The following is a 17,832-nucleotide window of genomic DNA, read 5'->3' on the forward strand; positions in this document are numbered from 1 at the left end:
GGAACCTCCCGGCGGCGTCGCTGAGTTGTACGGGCGGGCGCGTGTCGCGTGCGCGATCCGCCGTTCACGGGGAGTCCACCGTGCCGAAACCGAGTTCGGCCAGCCGGGACTGCACGCTGGCGGCGAGGAGGGAGTCGGCGAACGCACGCGCAGCCGCCTCGGAACGCGACCCGGCGATCGGGGCGATGAGATAGCTCCCAGCGGCGTCGCCCGCACCCGGGATCTCGACGCCCTCGACCCTGCCCGCTGAGCGCAGCACATCGGAGCGATAGACCAATCCGGCGTCGGCCTCCCCGGAAGCCACTTTGGTCATGACCGCCGTGACGTTCTGCTCCTCGCTCGCGGGTTGCAGCGATACTCCGTCGCGCTCGAGCAACTGCTGAGCGGCAGCGCCGCAGGGAACCTCAGCGGCGCACACCACGACCGTCGGCCTTCGCTCGTCGGCTCCGCGCCGGGCGAGGTCTTCAAGTGAGTCGATCGCGAGGGGGTTTCCCGGAGCCACCGCGATCTCGAGAACACTGGTCGCGAACCGCACGGGCTCGGCGGCGAGCAACCCGGCATCGCCGACGCTCGACATGGTGCGCTCGTCGGCAGATGCGAAGACGTCGACGGGGGCGCCGCCGATGATCTGCGTGGCGAGCACCGAGGAACCGTCGAAGGTCAGCGCGTCGAAGGCGACATCCGGATGGTCGGCGGTGAAGGCTTCTGCGGCCTCGGTGACGACATCTTGCAGCGAAGCCGCTGCGGCCACGGTGAGCCGGCCGGAGAGCCCAGGGTCGTCGGCATCAGCTGCCGGTGCAGTCCCGGGCGCGCCGGGGGCGCCGCAGCCGGCGAGGGCGAGGATCACGGTGCAGACGGCGACGGCTGCGGTCGTTCTGGCGCGCGCCTGCTGGCGCGTGGGGGAGATGCGGCGGGGCACGGAGATTCCTCGAATCAGGGGCGCTGCGTCAGCAGCGCTCGGTTTCGATCATGACGGTCGTGGCTTTGACGATGGCGGTCGCTCTCGACCCCACCTCGATGTCGAGATCGTCGAGCGCCTCGGCGGTCATGAGCGACACGATGCGATTCGGACCGCACTGCAACTCGACTTGCGCCACCAGACCCTCGCGCTGCACGCCGGTGACGATTCCGGTGAAGCGATTGCGTGCGCTCTGCCGGGTCATGCCCGGTGCGGCGGAGCCCGGCGCGAGATCGAGGGCGCGTCGGGCGAGCGAGGCGCCGCTGACGGTGCGCCGACCCGCTGCATCGACGCCGGCTTCGAGGAGGCCCTCCCCGCTCCACCTGCGGACCGTGTCGTCGCTGACACCCAGCAGCACCGCCGCTTCACTGATCCTGAAATGCGTCATGGCTGAGAGTCTATCTCCGCAGGTGCGGGAAAGGTGAGGCCCGACCTCCGCATGTGCCGTCGGCGACCGCGGCTTCCGGCGCCGGTGGACACCGTGCGCTGTTGACTTGTTTTGGAACTCGCACTAGCTTCTGGAGCAGAGCGGTCGTCCACATTCGTGCGCAGCCGCCGAGCCTGACCGAGGTACGTTCCCGGTCGCTCTTCACGCAGTGCAGCGAGAGGAGAACGCAATGAGCAGTGTCGGATTGCTCTACGTCGGAGCCGTGCTGTTCATCAACGGTCTGATGCTGCTCGACGTCGTTCCCGCACGTGCGGCGGCGGCCATGAACCTGTTCGTCGGGGGCATGCAGGTGGTGTTCCCGACGATCATCATCGCGCAGGCCGATGGTGACGCATCGGTGATTCTCGGTGCATCGGGCCTGTATCTCTTCGGGTTCACCTACCTCTACGTCGCGTGGAACACGTTGACCGGCGCGAGCGGAGAGGGGCTCGGCTGGTTCTCGATCTTCGTCGCGGCCTGCGCCGTCGTCTACGGCGTCGTGCAGTTCACGCACCTGGGCGACCCCGTCTTCGGGGTGATCTGGTGGTCCTGGGCGGTGCTCTGGCTGCTCTTCTTCCTCGTGCTCGCCCGCGGACACGATCGGCTGACGCGCGTCACGGGGTGGTTCACCCTGCTGCTCGGCATCGGCACGGGCGCCGTGCCCGCCCTCATGCTCCTGACCGGAACCTACGTCACGGGCGCAGCGCCGGCGCTCATAGCGGCCGCGGTGTTCGCAGCGTGCTTCGCCGCGGCGTGGGTGCTCGGTCGCCCCCGCCAGCAGAGATCCGGCCGTGTCGCGGCCGGCACCATGACCGGAGGTCGAACCGATGCCGAACTATAGCTTTCGCTGCGCCGAGGGGTGCGCCTTCGACGCGATGTACTCGATGAGCGAGGTGCCTCGGCAGACGGCGTGCACGAAGTGCGGTGCGACCGCCACTCGTGCGATCACCGCACCGCACCTTTCGGCTGCGGGCAGCAGCGCCTACGGCTTGCTCGAACGAAGCTCTCGCAGCGCGCACGATCCGCAGACGGTGGATCGTCTCCCCGCTCGCGGCGCTGCGTCGCGGCAGCCGGTCACCCGAAACCCGCTCCACGCGAAACTTCCGAAGCCATAGCTGAGAGATCCGTACCACCCGCTACAGGAAAAGAGGACGAGCTGATGCCCGAACATGTATTCCAACTGGATTCGTCGAAGAAGTTCACCGAGCAGGAAAAGGTCGGCCACAACCGCTGGCACCCTGAGATCCCTCCGGTCGCCACCGTGAAGCCCGGAGATGCGTTCCGCGTCGACTGCCGGGAGTGGTTCGACGGCGCGATCGTCAACGATGACTCCGCGCAAGACATCCTCGATGCACCGCTCCTGACCGTCCACACCCTGAGCGGGCCGTTCCGCGTCGAAGGGGCTCAGCCGGGCGACCTGCTCATCGTCGACATCCTCGACGTCGGCCCGATCCCGCAAGAGGATTCGGGGCCGCTCGCCGGTCAGGGCTGGGGGTACACCGGCATCTTCGCGAAGCGCAACGGCGGCAGTTTTCTCACGGATCAGTTCCCGGATGCGTACAAGGCGGTGTGGGATTTCTCGGGGCAGACGGCCACATCCCGGCACATCCCGGGCGTCTCGTTCACCGGCATCATTCATCCCGGGCTGATGGGCACGGCGCCATCGGCCGGCCTGCTCTCGAAATGGAACGCCCGCGAGGCGGCGCTCATCGCCACCGACCCGGATCGCGTTCCGCCGCTCGCGCTTCCGCCGGAGGCCGATCACGCGGTGCTGGGGGGCTTGGGGAGTGAGGACTGGACGCGCGTCGCAGGCGAAGCGGCGAGAACCGCGCCGCCGCGCGAGAACGGGGGCAACCAGGACATCAAGAACTTCACCAAGGGCTCTCGCGTGTTCTACCCCGTGTTCGTCGACGGCGCCAACCTGTCGGTCGGCGACCTGCACTTCTCGCAGGGCGACGGGGAGATCACCTTCTGCGGTGCGATCGAGATGGGCGGGTTCATCGATCTGCGCGTCGATCTCATCAAGGGCGGCATGGAGACCTACGGCGTGCACGAGAACGCGATCTTCATGCCGGGCAACGTCGAACCGCAGTACAGCCACTGGCTGGCGTTCTCTGGCACCTCGGTGACCCTCGACGGCGAGCAGCGCTATCTCGACTCGCACCTTTCGTACCAGCGAGCCTGTCTGCACGCCATCGACTACCTCACGAAGTTCGGCTACAGCCCGGAGCAGGCCTATCTGCTGCTCGGAGCCGCTCCGATCGAGGGGCGCCTCTCAGGAGTCGTCGACATTCCGAACTCCTGCTCCACCGTGTACCTGCCGACCGAGATCTTCGACTTCGACCCGCGCCCGTCGCAGGCGGGGCCCACGCAGATCGACCCGGGAATCGGTGCGCCGCGCGCCGCAGCCTGACCCGGCCGGGCCAGCGCCCGCTCCCGTCTCACGAGGCGGAAGCGGGCGCTGGCCGCGTGTCACACGGTGACCGGGCGCCCGACGCCCACCGGGGTGTTCGAGGGTTCGAGCCGGACGACGACCGCCTTCGACACCGGTGTGTTGCTCTCGAGTGCGGTGCTGTCGAGCGGCACGAGCACATTGGCCTCCGGGAAGTACGCTGCCGCGCACCCGCGTGCCGTGGGGAACGCGACCGTGCGGAACCCGCGGAGCACGCGGTCCGGCTGATCCTTCCACTCACTGAAGATGTCGACGGTCTGCCCGTCGGCCAACCCGAGCTCAGCGAGATCGTCAGGGTGCACGAAGATGACCGAGCGCCCCTTCTTGATGCCGCGGTAGCGGTCGTTCAGGCTGTAGATCGTCGTATTGAACTGGTCGTGCGAACGAATGGTCTGCAGGATCAGGCGTCCGGGCGGGCACTCCACGTGCTCGAGCTCGTTCACCGTGATGCGCGCTTTGCCGGTTGCGGTATCGAACCGGCGCTCGTCGCGGGGTCCGTTCGGCAGCAGGAAGCCGTCCTTCCGTCGCGTCTTCGCGTTGTAATCCGCGCACCCGGGGACGACGCGGGAGATGTGATCGCGAATCACGTCGTAATCGTCGATCATGGCGAGCCAGTCGATCCCGTGACGAGTGCCCAGCGTCGCGTGCGCGATCCCGGCGACGATCGCGATCTCCGAGCGCACGTGCTCGGAGATCGGCGGCACCTGCCCGTGCGAGGCGTGCACCGCGCACACCGTGTCCTCGACGGTGACGTATTGGGGCCCGCTGAGCTGCACGTCGACCTCGGTGCGCCCGAGCACCGGCAGAATCAGCGCCTCTTCGCCGGTGATCACATGCGAGCGGTTGAGCTTGGTCGAGAGCTGCACGCTGAGCCGCGTGCGACGCATCGCCGATTCGGCGAGATTCGTGTCGGAGATCGCGCCGAGCAGATTGCCGCCGAGTCCGAACCACACTTTGATCTTGCCCTCGTCGAGCGCTCGGATCCCCTGCACGGCGTCCACCCCGTGCGCGCGCGGAGGCTCGAAGGAGAACTCAGCGCCGAGCGCATCGAGGAAGGAATCGGGCATCTGCTCCCAGACGCCCATCGTGCGGTCGCCCTGCACGTTCGAGTGGCCGCGGATGGGAGACGCGCCGGCTCCCGGCCTGCCGATGTTGCCGCGGAGCAGCAGCAGATTGATGATCTCCTTGATGGTGTCGACGCTCCGACGGTGCTGCGTGATGCCCATCGCCCAGCAGATGATCACGCGACCGGCGCGCACGTACCGCTCGGCGAATTCGTCGATCTCCGCCGAGGAGAGCCCGGTCGCGCGCTCCACCGCCGCGTCGTCCACGTGCACGATGTGCTCCGCGAACTCCTCGAAGCCGTCGCAGTACTCGGAGATGAACTCGTGGTCGAGCACGGTGCCGGGGGCGCGTCGCTCGGCCTCCATGACGCGCTTGGACACGGCCTGCAGCAGTGCGGCGTCGCCGCCGGAGCGGATCTTGAGGAACTGGTCGGCGATCTGCAGCGGTTTGCCGACGTACCCCCGCACCTTCTGCGGGTCCTTGTACCCGAGTAGGCCGGCCTCGGGCAGCGGGTTCACCGCGACGACGCTCGCCCCGTTCTCCTTCGCCTCCTCGAGAGCGGTGAGCATGCGGGGATGATTCGTGCCCGGGTTCTGACCCATGATGATGATCAGGTCGGATTCGAGGAAGTCGTTGTAGGCGATCGTGGACTTGCCGATGCCGACCGTGTACGTCATCGCGGTGCCCGTCGACTCGTGGCACATGTTGGAGCAGTCGGGCAGGTTGTTCGTGCCGAGGACGCGAGCGAACAGCTGGTAGATGAACGCCGCCTCGTTCGACGCGCGGCCGCTCGTGTAGAACGACGCCTCATCCGCGTGATCCAGGGCGTTCAGGTGCCCCGCGGCGATGTCGAAGGCCCGGTCCCAGCTGACCGGCTCGTAATGATCGGAACCCGCCGGCTTGTAGACCGGCTCGGTGATCCGCCCCTGCATGCCCAGCCAGTACTCGGTCTTGTCCTCGAGCGACGTGAGCGAGTGCTCCTTCCAGAACGAGCGGGGGACGGTCACGGGCGTCGCCTCCCAGGTCACCGCCTTGCCGCCGTTCTCGCAGAACTCCGCGATCTTGCGGTGCTCGGGGTCGGGCCAGGCGCAACTCATGCAGTCGAAGCCGTCTTTGTGGTTGATCTTCGTCATGAGCTTCGCGGTTTTCGCGAGACCCAGTGTTTTGACCGCCGGCTCCATCGAGTGGAAGACGCCGCCGAGCCCCGCGGCATAGTCCTTCGGCTCGGTGACTTCGATGTCGGCGTCGGAGAAGTCGTCGCGGGGGGCCTTGGGGCTCATGGATGCACTGCTTTCTCGAGGGGGCCGACGGCACTGCCGGCTGGATCTGGTGATTCGTGCGCGACGTCGGTGATGCGGTCGTCGCGGTTGTAGACGACCATCGATTCCCCGCGCAGAAAGCCGACGAGGGTGATTCCCGACGACTCGGCGAGCTCGACCGCGAGCGACGAGGGGGCCGAGACGGCGGTCAGCATGGGAACCCCCGCCATGAGAGCCTTCTGCGTGAGCTCGAAGCTCGCGCGAGCCGAGACCATCAGCACCACGGATCGCAGGGGCAGCAGCCCCTGCAGGAGGGCCCAGCCGATGACCTTGTCGACCGCGTTGTGGCGACCGACGTCTTCGCGCAGCACGAGCATCTCGCCCGTCCGCCCGTCGAAGAGGGCGGCGGCGTGGAGGCCGCCCGTTCGCTCGAAGACGGCCTGCTGGGCGCGCAGCTGATCGGGGAACGTGATGATCATGGCGGCGTCGATCCGGAGCGGATCCTCTGCGACGTCGAAGCGGGAGCGCGTGTGCACGGCGTCGATCGTCGCCTTGCCGCACAGACCGCACGAACTCGTCGTGGTGAAATTCCGCTGGAGACTCGGATCGGGCGGTGCGACTCCCGGCCCGAGGGCGACGTCGAGCACGTTGTACGTGTTCGGCTCTCCGTCACTCGCGCAGTGAATCGCCGCGGAGAAGTCGTGCTGCTGGTGGATCACCCCCTCGGAGACGAGGAACCCAGCGGCCAGCTCGACATCGTGTCCAGGGGTGCGCATGGTCACCGCGAGCGGCGTTCCGCCGACGCGGATCTCGAGCGGTTCTTCGACGGCGAGGAAATCGGCTCGTCGGACTCGGGATCCGCCCACAGTGAGGCGGGTCACTCTTCGACGCGCTGCGATACGTGACACACCTCTTGGATATCATCGAAGGTGATCGGGAGCAAGGCGCCGTACCGGCGCACACCGAATTCGGGAGCGTGGTGGCATGGGTGCGGCAAGCCGGAGCACCGTCGCAGCGCCTGCCAGCACACCGGTCCCGGTGGACGAGCATCGACGCGCCGTGCTCGGCGCCGCGTCCGAGCTTCCCGTCATGGCCGTGCCGCTCCGGAAGGCGACGGGCCTGTACCTCGCCGACGACGTGGCCGCCGCCGTCGCCCTTCCGCTCTGGCACAACTCGGCGATGGACGGTTACGCGGTGCGAGCGGCTGACACGGCTGGCGCTGCGCCCGGGTCGGCCGTGGAGCTGCGCATCATCGGAGAAGTCGCGGCCGGCGACGGCGTCGACCCGCGACTGGAGCGCGGCACCGCGGTGCGCATCATGACGGGTGCGCCCGTGCCGAGCTCGGCCGATGCCGTGATTCCCGTGGAGCAGACGGCTGCCGACGTCGTCGGAGCTGCGTGGGCCGAACGCCGTGTGCTGGTGCAGCGGGAGGTCGTGCCGGGAACCCACGTGCGCCGCCGCGGCGAGGACGCAGCGGTCGGAAGTCTCCTCGCGCACTCCGGCGAACGGCTCGGCGCGCGCCGAATCGCGGCGCTCGCCGCCGCGGGGGTCTCAGAGGTGAGCGTGCGACGCCGACCGCGCGTCGCGGTGATCGCGACCGGAGCCGAGCTGCACACCGGAAGCGGGCCGTTCGAGCGCGGTCAGATCCCCGAGTCGAACTCCGTGCTCATCGCCGGGCTCCTCGCGGAGGAGGGGATCGAGCCGGTGTCGGTCTCCGTGTGCGACGACGATGCCGAGGGGTTCGCCGCGAGACTCGCCGAACTCGCGGGAGAAGTCGACGCGGTGATCACCACGGGAGGCGTCGGCCCGGGGCTGCACGACATCGTGAGGATCGCGCTCGCGATCGAACCCGACGTGCGTGCCGTGCGGGTCGCCGTGAAGCCCGGGCAACCGCAGTCCTTCGGGCGCCTCCGAGGCGGGGCGATGATCTTCGCGCTTCCCGGCAACCCCGTCAGCGCCGCCGTCAGCTACGAGCTCTTCGTGCGTCCGGCGCTCCTCCGCATGCAGGGCGCCGGACGCCTGCACCGTCCGAGCGTTCCTGCCGTCGCCGACCACGGGTGGCGGGGCAGCGCGGAACGGACGCAGGTGCTCCCCGTCCGCATCCGCAGCACGCCGCACGGGCTCCGCTGCTCGCCCGCCGTCGACGCGCGCGGATACTCGCACGCCGTCGGCGGGCACGGGGCGGCCGATGGCTACGCGATCGTCGAGCCTGGTCGTGGCGACGTGAGCGCGGGGGAGACGGTGGAGACGGTGATCGTCGCATGGTGAACGCCTCAGGCGGCCTCGGCGCGATCATCTTCGCCGGAGGTCGTGGATCCCGGCTCGGCGGAGTCGACAAAGCGACGATCGAACTCGGGGGAGTGCGCCTGATCGATCGGGTCGTCGCCGCCGTGCGGGGTATCGGAGTGATGCGCCCCGTCGTGGTGGGCGCGACTGACGCGACGCCGCGCGGTTGCGTCGCAGTGCGCGAGCATCCCCCGTACTCCGGGCCGCTCGCCGCGCTCGCCGCCGGCCTCGCGGCGATCGACTGCTCGGTCGACGAGGTGCTGCTGCTCGCCTGCGATCTCGTGCGACCGGACCTCGTGGTCGCACGGTTGCGCGACCACGCGCCCGCCGGCGGTGAAGACGCGACACTGCTGCGAGATCCCGACGGCCGTGCGCAGTGGCTCGCGGGCCGCTATCGCGTAGCGGCGCTGACTCGCGCCATCGCGGCGCTCGACGGTGCCGTCGCCGACGAGCCGCTCCGACGCGTCACGGCCGCGCTCGAAATCCGCTGGCTGGACGCAGACGCCTCGACCGTTGCCGACATCGACACACCCGCCGACCTCGCACGGGCGCGGTCGTCGCCAGGGTCGCTCGCTGAAGCCAGCTCGGCCGCACCCACCGGATCAGCATCCAACACCCATGGAGGAACCATGTCGCAGTCGAACCATCTCCCGCCGGAGGCCCTGGACGCCTGGCTCGCCGCCGCCGCAGCCGAGCTCGATGTCGGTCCCGAGACCGTGCGCATCGGAACCGTGCTCGACGTCGCCCGCGACGTCGCCCATGACGTCGCCCGGCCAGCGGCACCGCTCTCGACATTTCTGCTGGGCGTCGCGTACGGTCGGTCGGGGGAGGCCGATCCGGCACGACTGCAGTCGCTCGCCCATCAGCTCACCGATCGCGCAGCCGCGTGGAAAGCCGACCGAACCGACTCGGAGTGACTCGGCCGCCGGCGGCGCGCCGGGTCGGCGCGCGAGCCGCCGCCGACCGGTGCTATTCGCCGAGCGCGAGCGAGCGGAGCTCCTCGACGAGGCCGGCCGCCCCGACGACCATGAACGATTCTCCAGGCGGCGTCGCGGCGTCGCGGCCGATCAGCGTCGCACCGGCCTCGCTCGCGATCAAGACTCCGGCCGCATAATCCCAGGGCTGCAGCCCCTGCTCGTAGTAGGCGTCGAGCCGACCGGCGGCGAGCATGCAGAGATCGTAGGCTGCCGATCCGTAGCGCCGGATGTCGCGGGCTCGGGGGATCACTCGCGCCACCATCTCCGCCTGCTCGGTGCGGCGCTCCGCGGTGTAACCGAAACCGGTGGCGACGAGCGATAGTGAGAGGTCGTCCTGGCCCGTGATGCGGATGGGCTCGCCGTTGCGAGTCGCTCCGCCCCCCTCCCAGGCGACGAAGAGTTCGTCCGTTCGCGGGTTGCACACGGCGCCCGCAATGGCGCGGCGGCCGTCTCCGTATGCGGTCTCATCGGCGACGGTGGCGGCGATGCTCACCGAGTAGGCCGGGAGGTCGTACAGGTAGTTGACGGTGCCGTCGATCGGATCGATGACCCAGGTGATGCCGCTCGTGCCGGCAATGCCGGTCCCCTCCTCGCCGAGGATGCCGTCATCGGGCCGTACGTCTTGGATCGCCGCGACGATGAGCCGCTCCGACTCCTGATCAGCGGCGGTCACCACATCGGTAGCGCTCGACTTGCTCGCAGCCACGTCGACGCCCTGGGCGCGAAGCTCGAGGATGCGCGCGGCAGCTCGTTCGGCGATCCTCGCAGCGATCGCGGCGAGACCCTTCGGGTCGTGGGCGGTCGGTGCAGCTGCGGGGGAGTCGATCATGCTCCCGAGCCTAGTCGAGGCCGGTGCAGCAGCGGGAAGCGCCGGCCGGGCAATGGGGGCCGGATCCGGACAGCAGAACGGGGCCCGAGCGTCATCGACCGGGCCCCGCGTTCTGGGGAGAGGGAATCAGCGCGTCGGCGCCGAGACCACCTCGGGGGAGGCGTACGCGTACGCCTCTTCGCCGTGCGCGGCGAAGTCGATGCCGGCCTCCTCGACCTGCGGCGGAACGCGGAGCCCGGTGACGAGCTTCACGCCGAGTGCGATGACCAGGGAGACGACGAAGGAGTACATCATCACCGAGACCACCGAGATCGACTGCACGAGCAGCAGTCCGGCGTCGCCTCCGGTGAAGAGGCCGTCGGAGAAGGCGAAGAACCCCAGGTAGAGCGAGCCGATCACGCCCGCGACGAGGTGCAGCCCAACGACGTCGAGCGAATCGTCGTATCCGAGCCGGTACTTCCACTCGATGGCGAGAGCGCACGCCATTCCCGCGATCACGCCGAGCAGCAGCGCCCACACCGGAGAGAGGCTTGCGGCTGCCGGAGTGATCGCGACGAGGCCGCCGACCGCACCCGATGCCGCGCCGATCACGCCGGGCTTCTTGCCGCGCATCACATCGACGAGGATCCAGCCGACGATACCTGCGGCAGGAGCCGCGAGCGTGTTGACCAGGATCAGGCCGGCCTCACCGGTCTCCGTCGCGAGACCGCCGTTGAAGCCGATCCAGCCGAACCAGAGCAGTGCTGCGCCGATGGTGACGAGCGGGATGCTGTGGGGCTGATGCGAACCCTTCCCGAAGCCGATGCGCTTGCCCGCGACGAGCGCCAATGCCAGCGCCGCAGCCCCGGCATTGATGTGGATCACGGTGCCGCCGGCGAGATCGATGACGTCTGGCAGGCCCAGCGCACTGCCGAGATTCTGGATCCAGCCGCCGCCCCACACCCAGGCTGCGACCGGGAAGTACACGAACGTCGCCCACACGCCGGAGAAGAGCACCCACGAACCGAGCCCGACGCGGTCGGCGATCGCACCCGAGATCAGCGCGGTCGTGATCATCGCGAACACTGCGCCGAAGCCGACGCCGATGAAGCTCGCCGGGTCGGTGTTGATCAAGCCGAAATCTTTGAAGGGGCTCCCGGCGAATCCGCTCTCTCCCTCCGCGAAGTAGTTCATGCTGTAGCCGAAGAGGATCCACAGGACCCCGACGACGCCCATCGCGCTGACGCTGAAGAGCATCATGTTGACGACCGATCGCACGCGAACGAGACCGCCGTAGAACAGGGCGAGCCCCGGTGTCATGATCAGAACGAGGGCTGCGCTCGTAAGCGTCCACACGTCAGAAGGAGTGAGTTCCATGCTGGTGCCTTTCTCTCGAGCGGGCCGTGGCCGCCACAGTGGAACCAGTGTGCGCCGCGGCTGTTTCGCGACCGTCTCGCTGCGATTTCGGTCGCGTGCCGTGTGTGTTTCGTTCCGGTGACGCAGGCGCCGAGACGCCGGGGCGGAGCGCTCGCGGTGCGCGTGCGCGGGTGCTGCCCGTGCGCCGATCCCGGCGAACGGGCGTGGGTGTCGGATCGGTGCTAAGCTGTACAGGTTGCCGTTCGAACGGCCGCGGATAAAGAGAGCCCCAGCATCCCGCTGAAGGCGCCGCGCAGCAAGAGGAAGGGGATCCCTATGGCACTTGAAGCAGATGTCAAGAAGGCGATCATCGAAGAATACGCGACAAAGCCTGGCGATACCGGTTCCCCTGAGGTTCAGGTCGCGATGCTCAGCCGTCGTATCAAGGATCTGACCGAGCACCTCAAGGAGCACAAGCACGACCACCACTCGCGTCGTGGCCTCCTGCTGCTCGTCGGCCAGCGCCGTCGTCTTCTGGGGTACCTCCAGAACGTCGACATCGCGCGTTACCGTTCGCTCATCGAGCGCATCGGTCTGCGCCGCTAATCTGCAGGTCCTCCGGCGATCGCCGGAAGCACCATCTGCGAAGCGCCCGTCACCTCACGGTGGCGGGCGCTTCTGCGTTTCCGTGAAGGCTCGGCCGGGCGTCTCAGATCGGGGAACGGTTCTCAGTACATGCCGGGAATGCTGAGCAGCAGACCACCGAACCACGAGAGCACGAACGAGACGAGGCCGAGCGCCGCCGATACTGCCGCGCCGATGGCCGCCCAGCGCCAGCGCGAGAGATGCTTCGCGAGCAGGCCCATGACGGCGAGCGCCCCCGCGATGAGCAGCAGCAGCACGTGCACGATCGAAATGACTGTCGACACCGCCGAGAACGAGCCCGAACTGGACGCGGTGCTGTAGATCACCGGCGTGAACAGCGGAATCAACGAGGTCAGAAGCAGGACCGCCAGGGCGATGATGCCCGGCACATTCAGTCCGCCCGGCGCGCGCTGCGCCTGATGAGGCGCCGCGTACGGCGGCGACTGCGCGTATTGGGGTTGCTGCGGCTGCGGCTGCGCGTATTGCTGTCGGGGCTGCGGCGGTTGCGGCGCCTGCGGCTGTTGTGGTTGGGCGTACTGCGGCTGCGCGTATTGCTGGTGCGGCTGCGCGGACTGATGCGGCTGCGCGTATTGCTGGTGCGGCTGCGCGGGCTGGTCCGGCTGCGCGGGCTGGTGCGGATCGAAGCTGCTCATAGCGTGAAGCCTAACCCGGTCGCTTCGATCTCGCCGACCTCGAGGGTGAGGGCCGAAGGTGAGCGAAGATTGCCCGGAGAATCGCTCGCGTTCGGCACACACCCTCGGAGTCGGGTGCTCGATGTGGAGCGACGCGAACGCCTGCGCCGACGGGCCGGGCCGATTGATCGCTCTCAGCGGGCGCATGCACACCCGAAGGAGCGCCGTCTCCCAGTGCTTGTGGACAACGCGCAATGCTCGAGCTCGGCAGAAACCCTCGCGGTCGGCCAGCGGGCCGGAGGGCCGGAGCGGGCAGAGGGCTGGAGCGGTGCGGGAGGCCCCGGATACGGGTGTGGCCCCCTCGCTTGCGCGAGAGGGCCACACCCGTATCCGGGGAATGCGTCTTAGATCTTCGAAGACGCGTCCTTGAGGACGCTGCGGAGGATGCCGCCGATCTCCGCGAACTCCGACGGACCGATGGTCAGCGGCGGAGCGAGCTGGATGACGGGGTCTCCACGATCGTCAGCGCGGCAGTAGAGGCCGGCCTCCCACAGTGCGGGGGAGAGGTAATCGCGAAGCAGTCGATCCGACTCCTCCTCGGTGAACGTCTCCTTGGTCGCCTTGTCCTTCACCAGCTCGATGCCGAAGAAGTAGCCCTCACCGCGCACGTCGCCGACGATGTCGATGTCGAGCAGCTTCTCGAGCTCGGCGCGGAACAGCGGGCTGTTCTCGCGAACGCGCCCGTTGAGGTCCTCTTCCTCGAAGATGTCGAGGTTCTCGAGCGCGGCAGCCGCCGCGGCCGGGTGGCCGGCGAACGTGAAGCCGTGGTAGAAGGTGTTGTCGGTCGAGTTGAACGGCTCCGACACCTTGTCGGAGACGATCATCGCGCCGAGCGGGACGTAGCCCGAGGTGAGCGCCTTCGCCGAGGTGATGATGTCGGGCTCGTACCCGAGAGCGGTCGAGGCGAAGAACTCACCGATGCGGCCGTAGGCGCAGATGACCTCGTCCGAGACGAGCAGCACGTCGTACTGATCGCAGATCTCGCGCACGCGCTTGAAGTATCCGGGGGGCGGGGGGAAGCAGCCGCCCGAGTTCTGCACCGGCTCGAGGAAGACGGCCGCGACGGTGTCGGGGCCCTCGAACAGGATCGCCTCTTCGATGCGGTTCGCCGCCCACTGGCCGAAGGCCTCGAGGTCGTCGGAGGGGGCGCCCATCTCGTCGGCGCGGTAGAAGTTCGTGTTGGGCACGCGGTGACCACCGGGGGTGAGCGGCTCGTAGAACTTCTTCATGTCGGGGATGCCGGTGATGGCCAGCGCGCCCTGCGGGGTGCCGTGGTAGGCGACCGAACGCGAGATGACCTTGTGCTTCATCGGCTGGCCCTTGATCTTCCAGAAGTGCTTCGCCAGCTTGAACGCCGACTCCACAGCTTCGCCACCACCGGTGGTGAAGAAGACCTTGTTCATGTCGCCGGGCGCGTAGCTCGAGAGACGCTCGGAGAGCTCGATCGCTGCCGGGTGGCCGTACGACCAGATCGGCATGAAGTCGAGCTGCTGCATCTGCTTGGCCGCAGCCTGCACGATGCGCTCGCGACCGTGGCCGGCATTGACCACGAAGAGCCCTGCGAGGCCGTCGATGTACTGCTTGCCGGCGGAGTCGTAGATGTGGTGGCCCTCGGCGCGCGTGATGACGGGGATGCCGTCATTGAGCACCTTGCGGTTGGTGAAGTGCGGCCACATGTGCTTCTTGGCCGAGGCCTGGAGCGCGGCAGTGTCTACCGCTGCAGTGGGATCGTAAGACATGGTTATCGTGTTCCCCAGTCGTATTTCTGTTTGGTGAGTTGGAGGTAGACGAAGGATTCGGTCGATGCAACGCCTTCGATCTTTCGGATCTGTTCGTTGAGCAATTCGATCAACCCATCGTCGTCCTCGCAGACGACCTCGGCGAGGATGTCGTAGGAGCCCGCGCTGAGCACGACGTAACTGATCTCCGACATTTCAGCGAGGCGATCGGCGACGACCCTGGTGTCGCCGGAAACGCGGATGCCGAGCATGGCCTGGCGAGTGAAGCCCAAGCGCATCGGGTCGGTCACGGCAACGATCTGCATGACCCCGGCATCCGTGAGCTTCTGCACGCGCTGGCGCACGGCGGCCTCGCTGAGGCCGACCGCCTTCCCGATCTCGGCGTACGATCGGCGGCCATCGCGCTGAAGTTGCTCGATGATCGCTTTCGACGTGGAATCGAGCGCTGGCGCATTGCGTTTGCTGCTCACGCTTCTGATTCTTGCAGTCAAACCACAAAAACGCAAAGGAATCCGAAGAAGACCGATCGTGATTCAGCGTATTTCCACGTTCTCGCGTGAGTGCAGCGGCGGGAAGCGGCTCCTCCGGTCACCGTGTGGATGCGGGAGCCCGATGCCGAGTCGCGCGACGGTAACCGTTCGATGACGAATGCGAATCACTTGGAGCGGTTCCTTGGCAGGGAACTCGGGTCTATGACATATTCGAGGCACCCCTGGCACTGTCGCCCGATTGGTGGCGTGCCGTCGTTATGAGAATCAAAGGAGATATCTCATGGTCTTTCGTCAGCCAGAAGATCCGATCGTCCGCAGCATCGTCGGGATGATCAGAGGAAAGCAGCTCGACCGCCGTCAGCTCCTCCGGGGCGTCGCGGTGGGAGCGGCGGGCCTCGGGGCACTCGGCTTGAGCGCGTGCTCGGGCGGCGGCGGTGGTGGTGGCGGTGACGGTGTGATCTGGGGGAACTGGACGTACTACCTCGATTTCGACGACGCGACCGGCTCGTATCCGACGCTCGACGCCTTCGTCGAACAGGCCGGCTACGACGTCCAGTACGTCGAGGACATCGACGACAACAATACGTTCTACGGCAAGATCAAGGATCAGCTGCAGCTCGGCGACCACACCGGCTACGACACGATCACGATGACCGACTGGATGAACGGGCGTCTCATCACGGCGAATCAGGTGCAGGAATTCGATTACGAGAACCTCCCGAACGTCACGGCGAACCTCGTCGATGCGCAGTGGGATGCGCTCGACGTCGATCCCGGGCGCAAGTTCTCGGTTCCGTGGCAGCTCCCAGCATCGGGCTGGGTGTGGAATACGGAGGCCGTGCCGAAGGGCATCAAGACGCTCGACGATTTCCTCGCTCCCGACCTGAAGGGGAAGGTCGTCGTGCTGAGCGAGATGCGCGACACCGTCGGCATGATCCTCGCCGGTCTGGGGCACGATCCTGCTGGCGACTGGGGCGACACCGAGTTCGACGCCGCGATGGCGTGGCTCGACGATGCGCTGCAGAGCGGGCAGATCGGCAACGTGAAGGGCAACAGCTACACGCAGGATCTGATCACTGGCGACGCCTGGGCCGCGATGGCGTGGTCGGGCGACGTCATCATGTTGAACGCCGAGAACGACAACCAGTGGACGCTCGAGATCCCCGAGTCGGGCGGCATGATCGCGGCGGACTCCTTCACAGTTCCCAACGGCACGACGCCAGAGGCGAAGGCGCGTGTCGAGGAGATGATCGACTACTACTACGACCCTGAAGTCATGGCGCAGGTCGCCGACTATGTGACGTTCGTGCCGCCAGTGAAGGGGACGCAGGAAGCCATGCAGCAGGTGAATCCTGAGAACGCCGACAATCCCCTCATCTTCCCGACGGAGCAGGACTGGGAGCACCTTCGCCCGTTCCGCACGCTCACGGCCGAGGAGGACAAGCAGTACTCCACCCAGTTCCAGAACGTGCTGGGGCTGTGAGCGTGGGGGACCACAGGAAATTCGCTGAGTCGGGGGCGGATCTCCAACTCGTCGGCATTCAGAAGCGCTTTCCGGGATTCACCGCGATCGAACATCTCGATCTGACGATTCCGGCGGGCTCCTTCTTCGCACTGCTCGGTCCGTCGGGTTGCGGCAAGACGACGACGCTGCGCCTCGTCGCGGGTCTCGAGGAGGCCACGGCCGGGCGCATCCTCATCGGCGGACAGGACGTGACCGATCTGACCCCTCACCGGCGACCGGTGAACACGGTGTTCCAGTCCTACGCCCTCTTCCCGCACATGTCGGTGCTCGAGAACGTCGCGTTCGGCTTGCGCCGACGTCGCATCTCCGACCCCGCCGCCAAGGCGCACGAAGCGCTGCGCCTGGTCGAACTCGACCACGTCGCGGATCGGAAGCCCGCCCAGCTTTCGGGCGGGCAGCAGCAGCGCGTGGCGCTGGCGCGAGCGGTGGTGAATCGGCCGGCGCTCCTCCTGCTCGATGAGCCGCTCGGCGCGCTGGACTTGAAACTCCGGCGTCAGATGCAGCAGGAGCTCAAGCAGATTCAGCAGGAGGTCGGGCTGACGTTCTTGCATGTCACCCACGATCAGGAGGAGGCCATGACGATGGCCGATACGGTCGCGGTGATGCACCAGGGGAGGATCGAGCAGATGGGGGCGCCGGAAGAGCTGTACGAGTTGCCGCGGACCGTCTTCGTCGCGAACTTCCTCGGTCAGTCGAATCTCTTCCCGGTAGAGGTCGCAGGAACGACGGACCAGGTGCTCCACGCCGAGTTCCGCGGCATGAGGCTCTCGGTGCCCCGTAACCGGAGCGAGCGCGACAGCGGTCGGATCACGATCGGCGTGCGGCCGGAGAAGCTGACGCTTGCGCATGCGGAGCCCGAACCCGACGCGCTGACCAACGCAGTCGGCCCGGGGAGGGTCACCGATGTGTCGTTCATCGGCGTGAGCACCCAGTACACCGTAGCGGTGCCAGGAGCCGGCGACGTGCAGGTCTTCGCTCAGAATCTGCAGGCCGGCCCGACCGCCGCGCTGGGCGACGAGGTCTGGCTGAGCTGGCGCGTCGAGCACACGTTCGGACTGCTGGATGATCCGCTCGACGCCGGCATCGTCGATGCGGGCCTGTCGACGCGAGCCATCGCGTCCCGAGCCGCTCTCGCAGAGTAGGGGACCGATC

General features: G+C 67.6%; 17 protein-coding genes. 8 read left to right on the forward strand and 9 right to left on the reverse strand.

Going from position 1 to position 17,832, the window contains the following annotated elements:
* Window positions 1-64 precede the first annotated feature (64 nt).
* Together modA and JSQ98_RS00595 are read right to left on the reverse strand one after the other, a co-directional pair.
* A complete protein-coding gene (modA, locus tag JSQ98_RS00590) occupies window positions 65-919 on the reverse strand; it encodes a molybdate ABC transporter substrate-binding protein (protein WP_346728692.1) in 855 nt (284 codons plus the stop codon).
* A 28-nt stretch (window positions 920-947) separates the two neighbouring features.
* Entirely contained in the window at window positions 948-1,346 is a 399-nt protein-coding gene (locus tag JSQ98_RS00595; protein WP_211647889.1) for a TOBE domain-containing protein, read from the reverse strand.
* Between the two features lie 229 nt (window positions 1,347-1,575).
* Between JSQ98_RS00595 and JSQ98_RS00600 the strand changes: the two genes are divergently transcribed.
* The 3 genes from JSQ98_RS00600 to fmdA are packed head-to-tail and all read left to right on the forward strand — an operon-like array spanning window position 1,576 to window position 3,798.
* A complete protein-coding gene (locus tag JSQ98_RS00600) occupies window positions 1,576-2,226 on the forward strand; it encodes an AmiS/UreI family transporter (protein WP_211647890.1) in 651 nt (216 codons plus the stop codon).
* A gap of 43 nt (window positions 2,227-2,269) precedes the next feature.
* Window positions 2,270-2,500, forward strand: coding sequence for a zinc ribbon domain-containing protein (locus JSQ98_RS00605; protein ID WP_234037265.1), 231 nt, complete (start codon window positions 2,270-2,272; stop codon window positions 2,498-2,500).
* Window positions 2,501-2,544: 44 nt separating this feature from the next.
* Window positions 2,545-3,798, forward strand: a complete 1,254-nt coding sequence (gene fmdA / locus JSQ98_RS00610) for a formamidase (protein WP_090147707.1) — start codon at window positions 2,545-2,547, stop codon at window positions 3,796-3,798.
* Between the two features lie 59 nt (window positions 3,799-3,857).
* Here the strand turns inward: fmdA and JSQ98_RS00615 are convergent, their stop codons facing one another.
* Window positions 3,858-6,182 carry an FdhF/YdeP family oxidoreductase gene (locus JSQ98_RS00615; RefSeq protein WP_211647891.1) on the reverse strand — a complete coding sequence of 775 codons (2,325 nt, stop codon included), beginning with the start codon at window positions 6,180-6,182 and terminating at the stop codon, window positions 3,858-3,860.
* Window positions 6,179-7,069 carry a formate dehydrogenase accessory sulfurtransferase FdhD gene (gene fdhD, locus JSQ98_RS00620; protein ID WP_211647892.1) on the reverse strand — a complete coding sequence of 297 codons (891 nt, stop codon included), beginning with the start codon at window positions 7,067-7,069 and terminating at the stop codon, window positions 6,179-6,181. The genes JSQ98_RS00615 and fdhD overlap by 4 nt, the downstream gene beginning before the upstream one ends.
* Window positions 7,070-7,145: 76 nt before the next feature.
* Here fdhD and JSQ98_RS00625 point away from each other — a divergent pair, with 76 nt between their 5' ends.
* Together JSQ98_RS00625 and JSQ98_RS00630 are read left to right on the forward strand one after the other, a co-directional pair.
* Window positions 7,146-8,429 (forward strand): molybdopterin molybdotransferase MoeA, encoded by a 1,284-nt coding sequence (locus JSQ98_RS00625; RefSeq protein WP_211647894.1) that lies wholly within the window; start codon window positions 7,146-7,148, stop codon window positions 8,427-8,429.
* Window positions 8,423-9,364 carry an NTP transferase domain-containing protein gene (locus JSQ98_RS00630; protein WP_211647895.1) on the forward strand — a complete coding sequence of 314 codons (942 nt, stop codon included), beginning with the start codon at window positions 8,423-8,425 and terminating at the stop codon, window positions 9,362-9,364. Before JSQ98_RS00625 ends, JSQ98_RS00630 begins: the two co-directional genes overlap by 7 nt.
* 52 nt (window positions 9,365-9,416) lie before the next feature.
* On the opposite strand, the gene JSQ98_RS00635 is transcribed toward JSQ98_RS00630, so the two are convergent.
* A complete protein-coding gene (locus JSQ98_RS00635) occupies window positions 9,417-10,253 on the reverse strand; it encodes an inositol monophosphatase family protein (protein ID WP_200329544.1) in 837 nt (278 codons plus the stop codon).
* A 126-nt stretch (window positions 10,254-10,379) separates the two neighbouring features.
* Window positions 10,380-11,609 carry an ammonium transporter gene (locus tag JSQ98_RS00640; RefSeq protein ID WP_211647896.1) on the reverse strand — a complete coding sequence of 410 codons (1,230 nt, stop codon included), beginning with the start codon at window positions 11,607-11,609 and terminating at the stop codon, window positions 10,380-10,382.
* A 315-nt stretch (window positions 11,610-11,924) separates the two neighbouring features.
* Between JSQ98_RS00640 and rpsO the strand changes: the two genes are divergently transcribed.
* On the forward strand, window positions 11,925-12,194 hold the full coding sequence (gene rpsO / locus JSQ98_RS00645) for a 30S ribosomal protein S15 (RefSeq protein WP_090147728.1): 270 nt from the start codon (window positions 11,925-11,927) through the stop codon (window positions 12,192-12,194).
* A 122-nt stretch (window positions 12,195-12,316) separates the two neighbouring features.
* Here the strand turns inward: rpsO and JSQ98_RS00650 are convergent, their stop codons facing one another.
* The 3 genes from JSQ98_RS00650 to JSQ98_RS00660 form a co-directional block, all read right to left on the reverse strand.
* Complete coding sequence (locus JSQ98_RS00650; RefSeq protein WP_211647897.1) at window positions 12,317-12,886, reverse strand: hypothetical protein; 570 nt, start codon at window positions 12,884-12,886, stop codon at window positions 12,317-12,319.
* A 383-nt stretch (window positions 12,887-13,269) separates the two neighbouring features.
* Window positions 13,270-14,664 carry an aspartate aminotransferase family protein gene (locus JSQ98_RS00655; RefSeq protein ID WP_090147733.1) on the reverse strand — a complete coding sequence of 465 codons (1,395 nt, stop codon included), beginning with the start codon at window positions 14,662-14,664 and terminating at the stop codon, window positions 13,270-13,272.
* A gap of 2 nt (window positions 14,665-14,666) precedes the next feature.
* Complete coding sequence (locus JSQ98_RS00660) at window positions 14,667-15,134, reverse strand: AsnC family transcriptional regulator (RefSeq protein ID WP_090147736.1); 468 nt, start codon at window positions 15,132-15,134, stop codon at window positions 14,667-14,669.
* Between the two features lie 301 nt (window positions 15,135-15,435).
* On the opposite strand from JSQ98_RS00660, the gene JSQ98_RS00665 reads away from it, so the two are divergent.
* Entirely contained in the window at window positions 15,436-16,638 is a 1,203-nt protein-coding gene (locus tag JSQ98_RS00665) for an ABC transporter substrate-binding protein (RefSeq protein ID WP_211647907.1), read from the forward strand.
* The gene (locus tag JSQ98_RS00670) at window positions 16,635-17,822 is read left to right on the forward strand and encodes an ABC transporter ATP-binding protein (RefSeq protein WP_211647909.1); all 1,188 of its coding nucleotides are present in this window, start codon (window positions 16,635-16,637) and stop codon (window positions 17,820-17,822) included. The genes JSQ98_RS00665 and JSQ98_RS00670 overlap by 4 nt, the downstream gene beginning before the upstream one ends.
* Window positions 17,823-17,832: the final 10 nt, after the last annotated feature.

Source organism: Leucobacter manosquensis (genome assembly GCF_018304845.1).
In the GTDB taxonomy this organism is placed as follows: Bacteria; Actinomycetota; Actinomycetes; order Actinomycetales; family Microbacteriaceae; genus Leucobacter; species Leucobacter alluvii.

Coding starts and splice junctions, on each gene's coding strand:
- JSQ98_RS00595 (WP_211647889.1), bottom strand. CDS start 1,346: ATGACGCATTTCAGGATCAGTGAAGCGGCGGTGCTGCTGGGTGTCAGC.
- JSQ98_RS00600 (WP_211647890.1), top strand. CDS start 1,576: ATGAGCAGTGTCGGATTGCTCTACGTCGGAGCCGTGCTGTTCATCAAC.
- JSQ98_RS00605 (WP_234037265.1), top strand. CDS start 2,270: ATGAGCGAGGTGCCTCGGCAGACGGCGTGCACGAAGTGCGGTGCGACC.
- fmdA (WP_090147707.1), top strand. CDS start 2,545: ATGCCCGAACATGTATTCCAACTGGATTCGTCGAAGAAGTTCACCGAG.
- JSQ98_RS00615 (WP_211647891.1), bottom strand. CDS start 6,182: ATGAGCCCCAAGGCCCCCCGCGACGACTTCTCCGACGCCGACATCGAA.
- JSQ98_RS00625 (WP_211647894.1), top strand. CDS start 7,146: ATGGGTGCGGCAAGCCGGAGCACCGTCGCAGCGCCTGCCAGCACACCG.
- JSQ98_RS00630 (WP_211647895.1), top strand. CDS start 8,423: ATGGTGAACGCCTCAGGCGGCCTCGGCGCGATCATCTTCGCCGGAGGT.
- JSQ98_RS00635 (WP_200329544.1), bottom strand. CDS start 10,253: ATGATCGACTCCCCCGCAGCTGCACCGACCGCCCACGACCCGAAGGGT.
- JSQ98_RS00640 (WP_211647896.1), bottom strand. CDS start 11,609: ATGGAACTCACTCCTTCTGACGTGTGGACGCTTACGAGCGCAGCCCTC.
- rpsO (WP_090147728.1), top strand. CDS start 11,925: ATGGCACTTGAAGCAGATGTCAAGAAGGCGATCATCGAAGAATACGCG.
- JSQ98_RS00650 (WP_211647897.1), bottom strand. CDS start 12,886: ATGAGCAGCTTCGATCCGCACCAGCCCGCGCAGCCGGACCAGCCCGCG.
- JSQ98_RS00655 (WP_090147733.1), bottom strand. CDS start 14,664: ATGTCTTACGATCCCACTGCAGCGGTAGACACTGCCGCGCTCCAGGCC.
- JSQ98_RS00665 (WP_211647907.1), top strand. CDS start 15,436: ATGGTCTTTCGTCAGCCAGAAGATCCGATCGTCCGCAGCATCGTCGGG.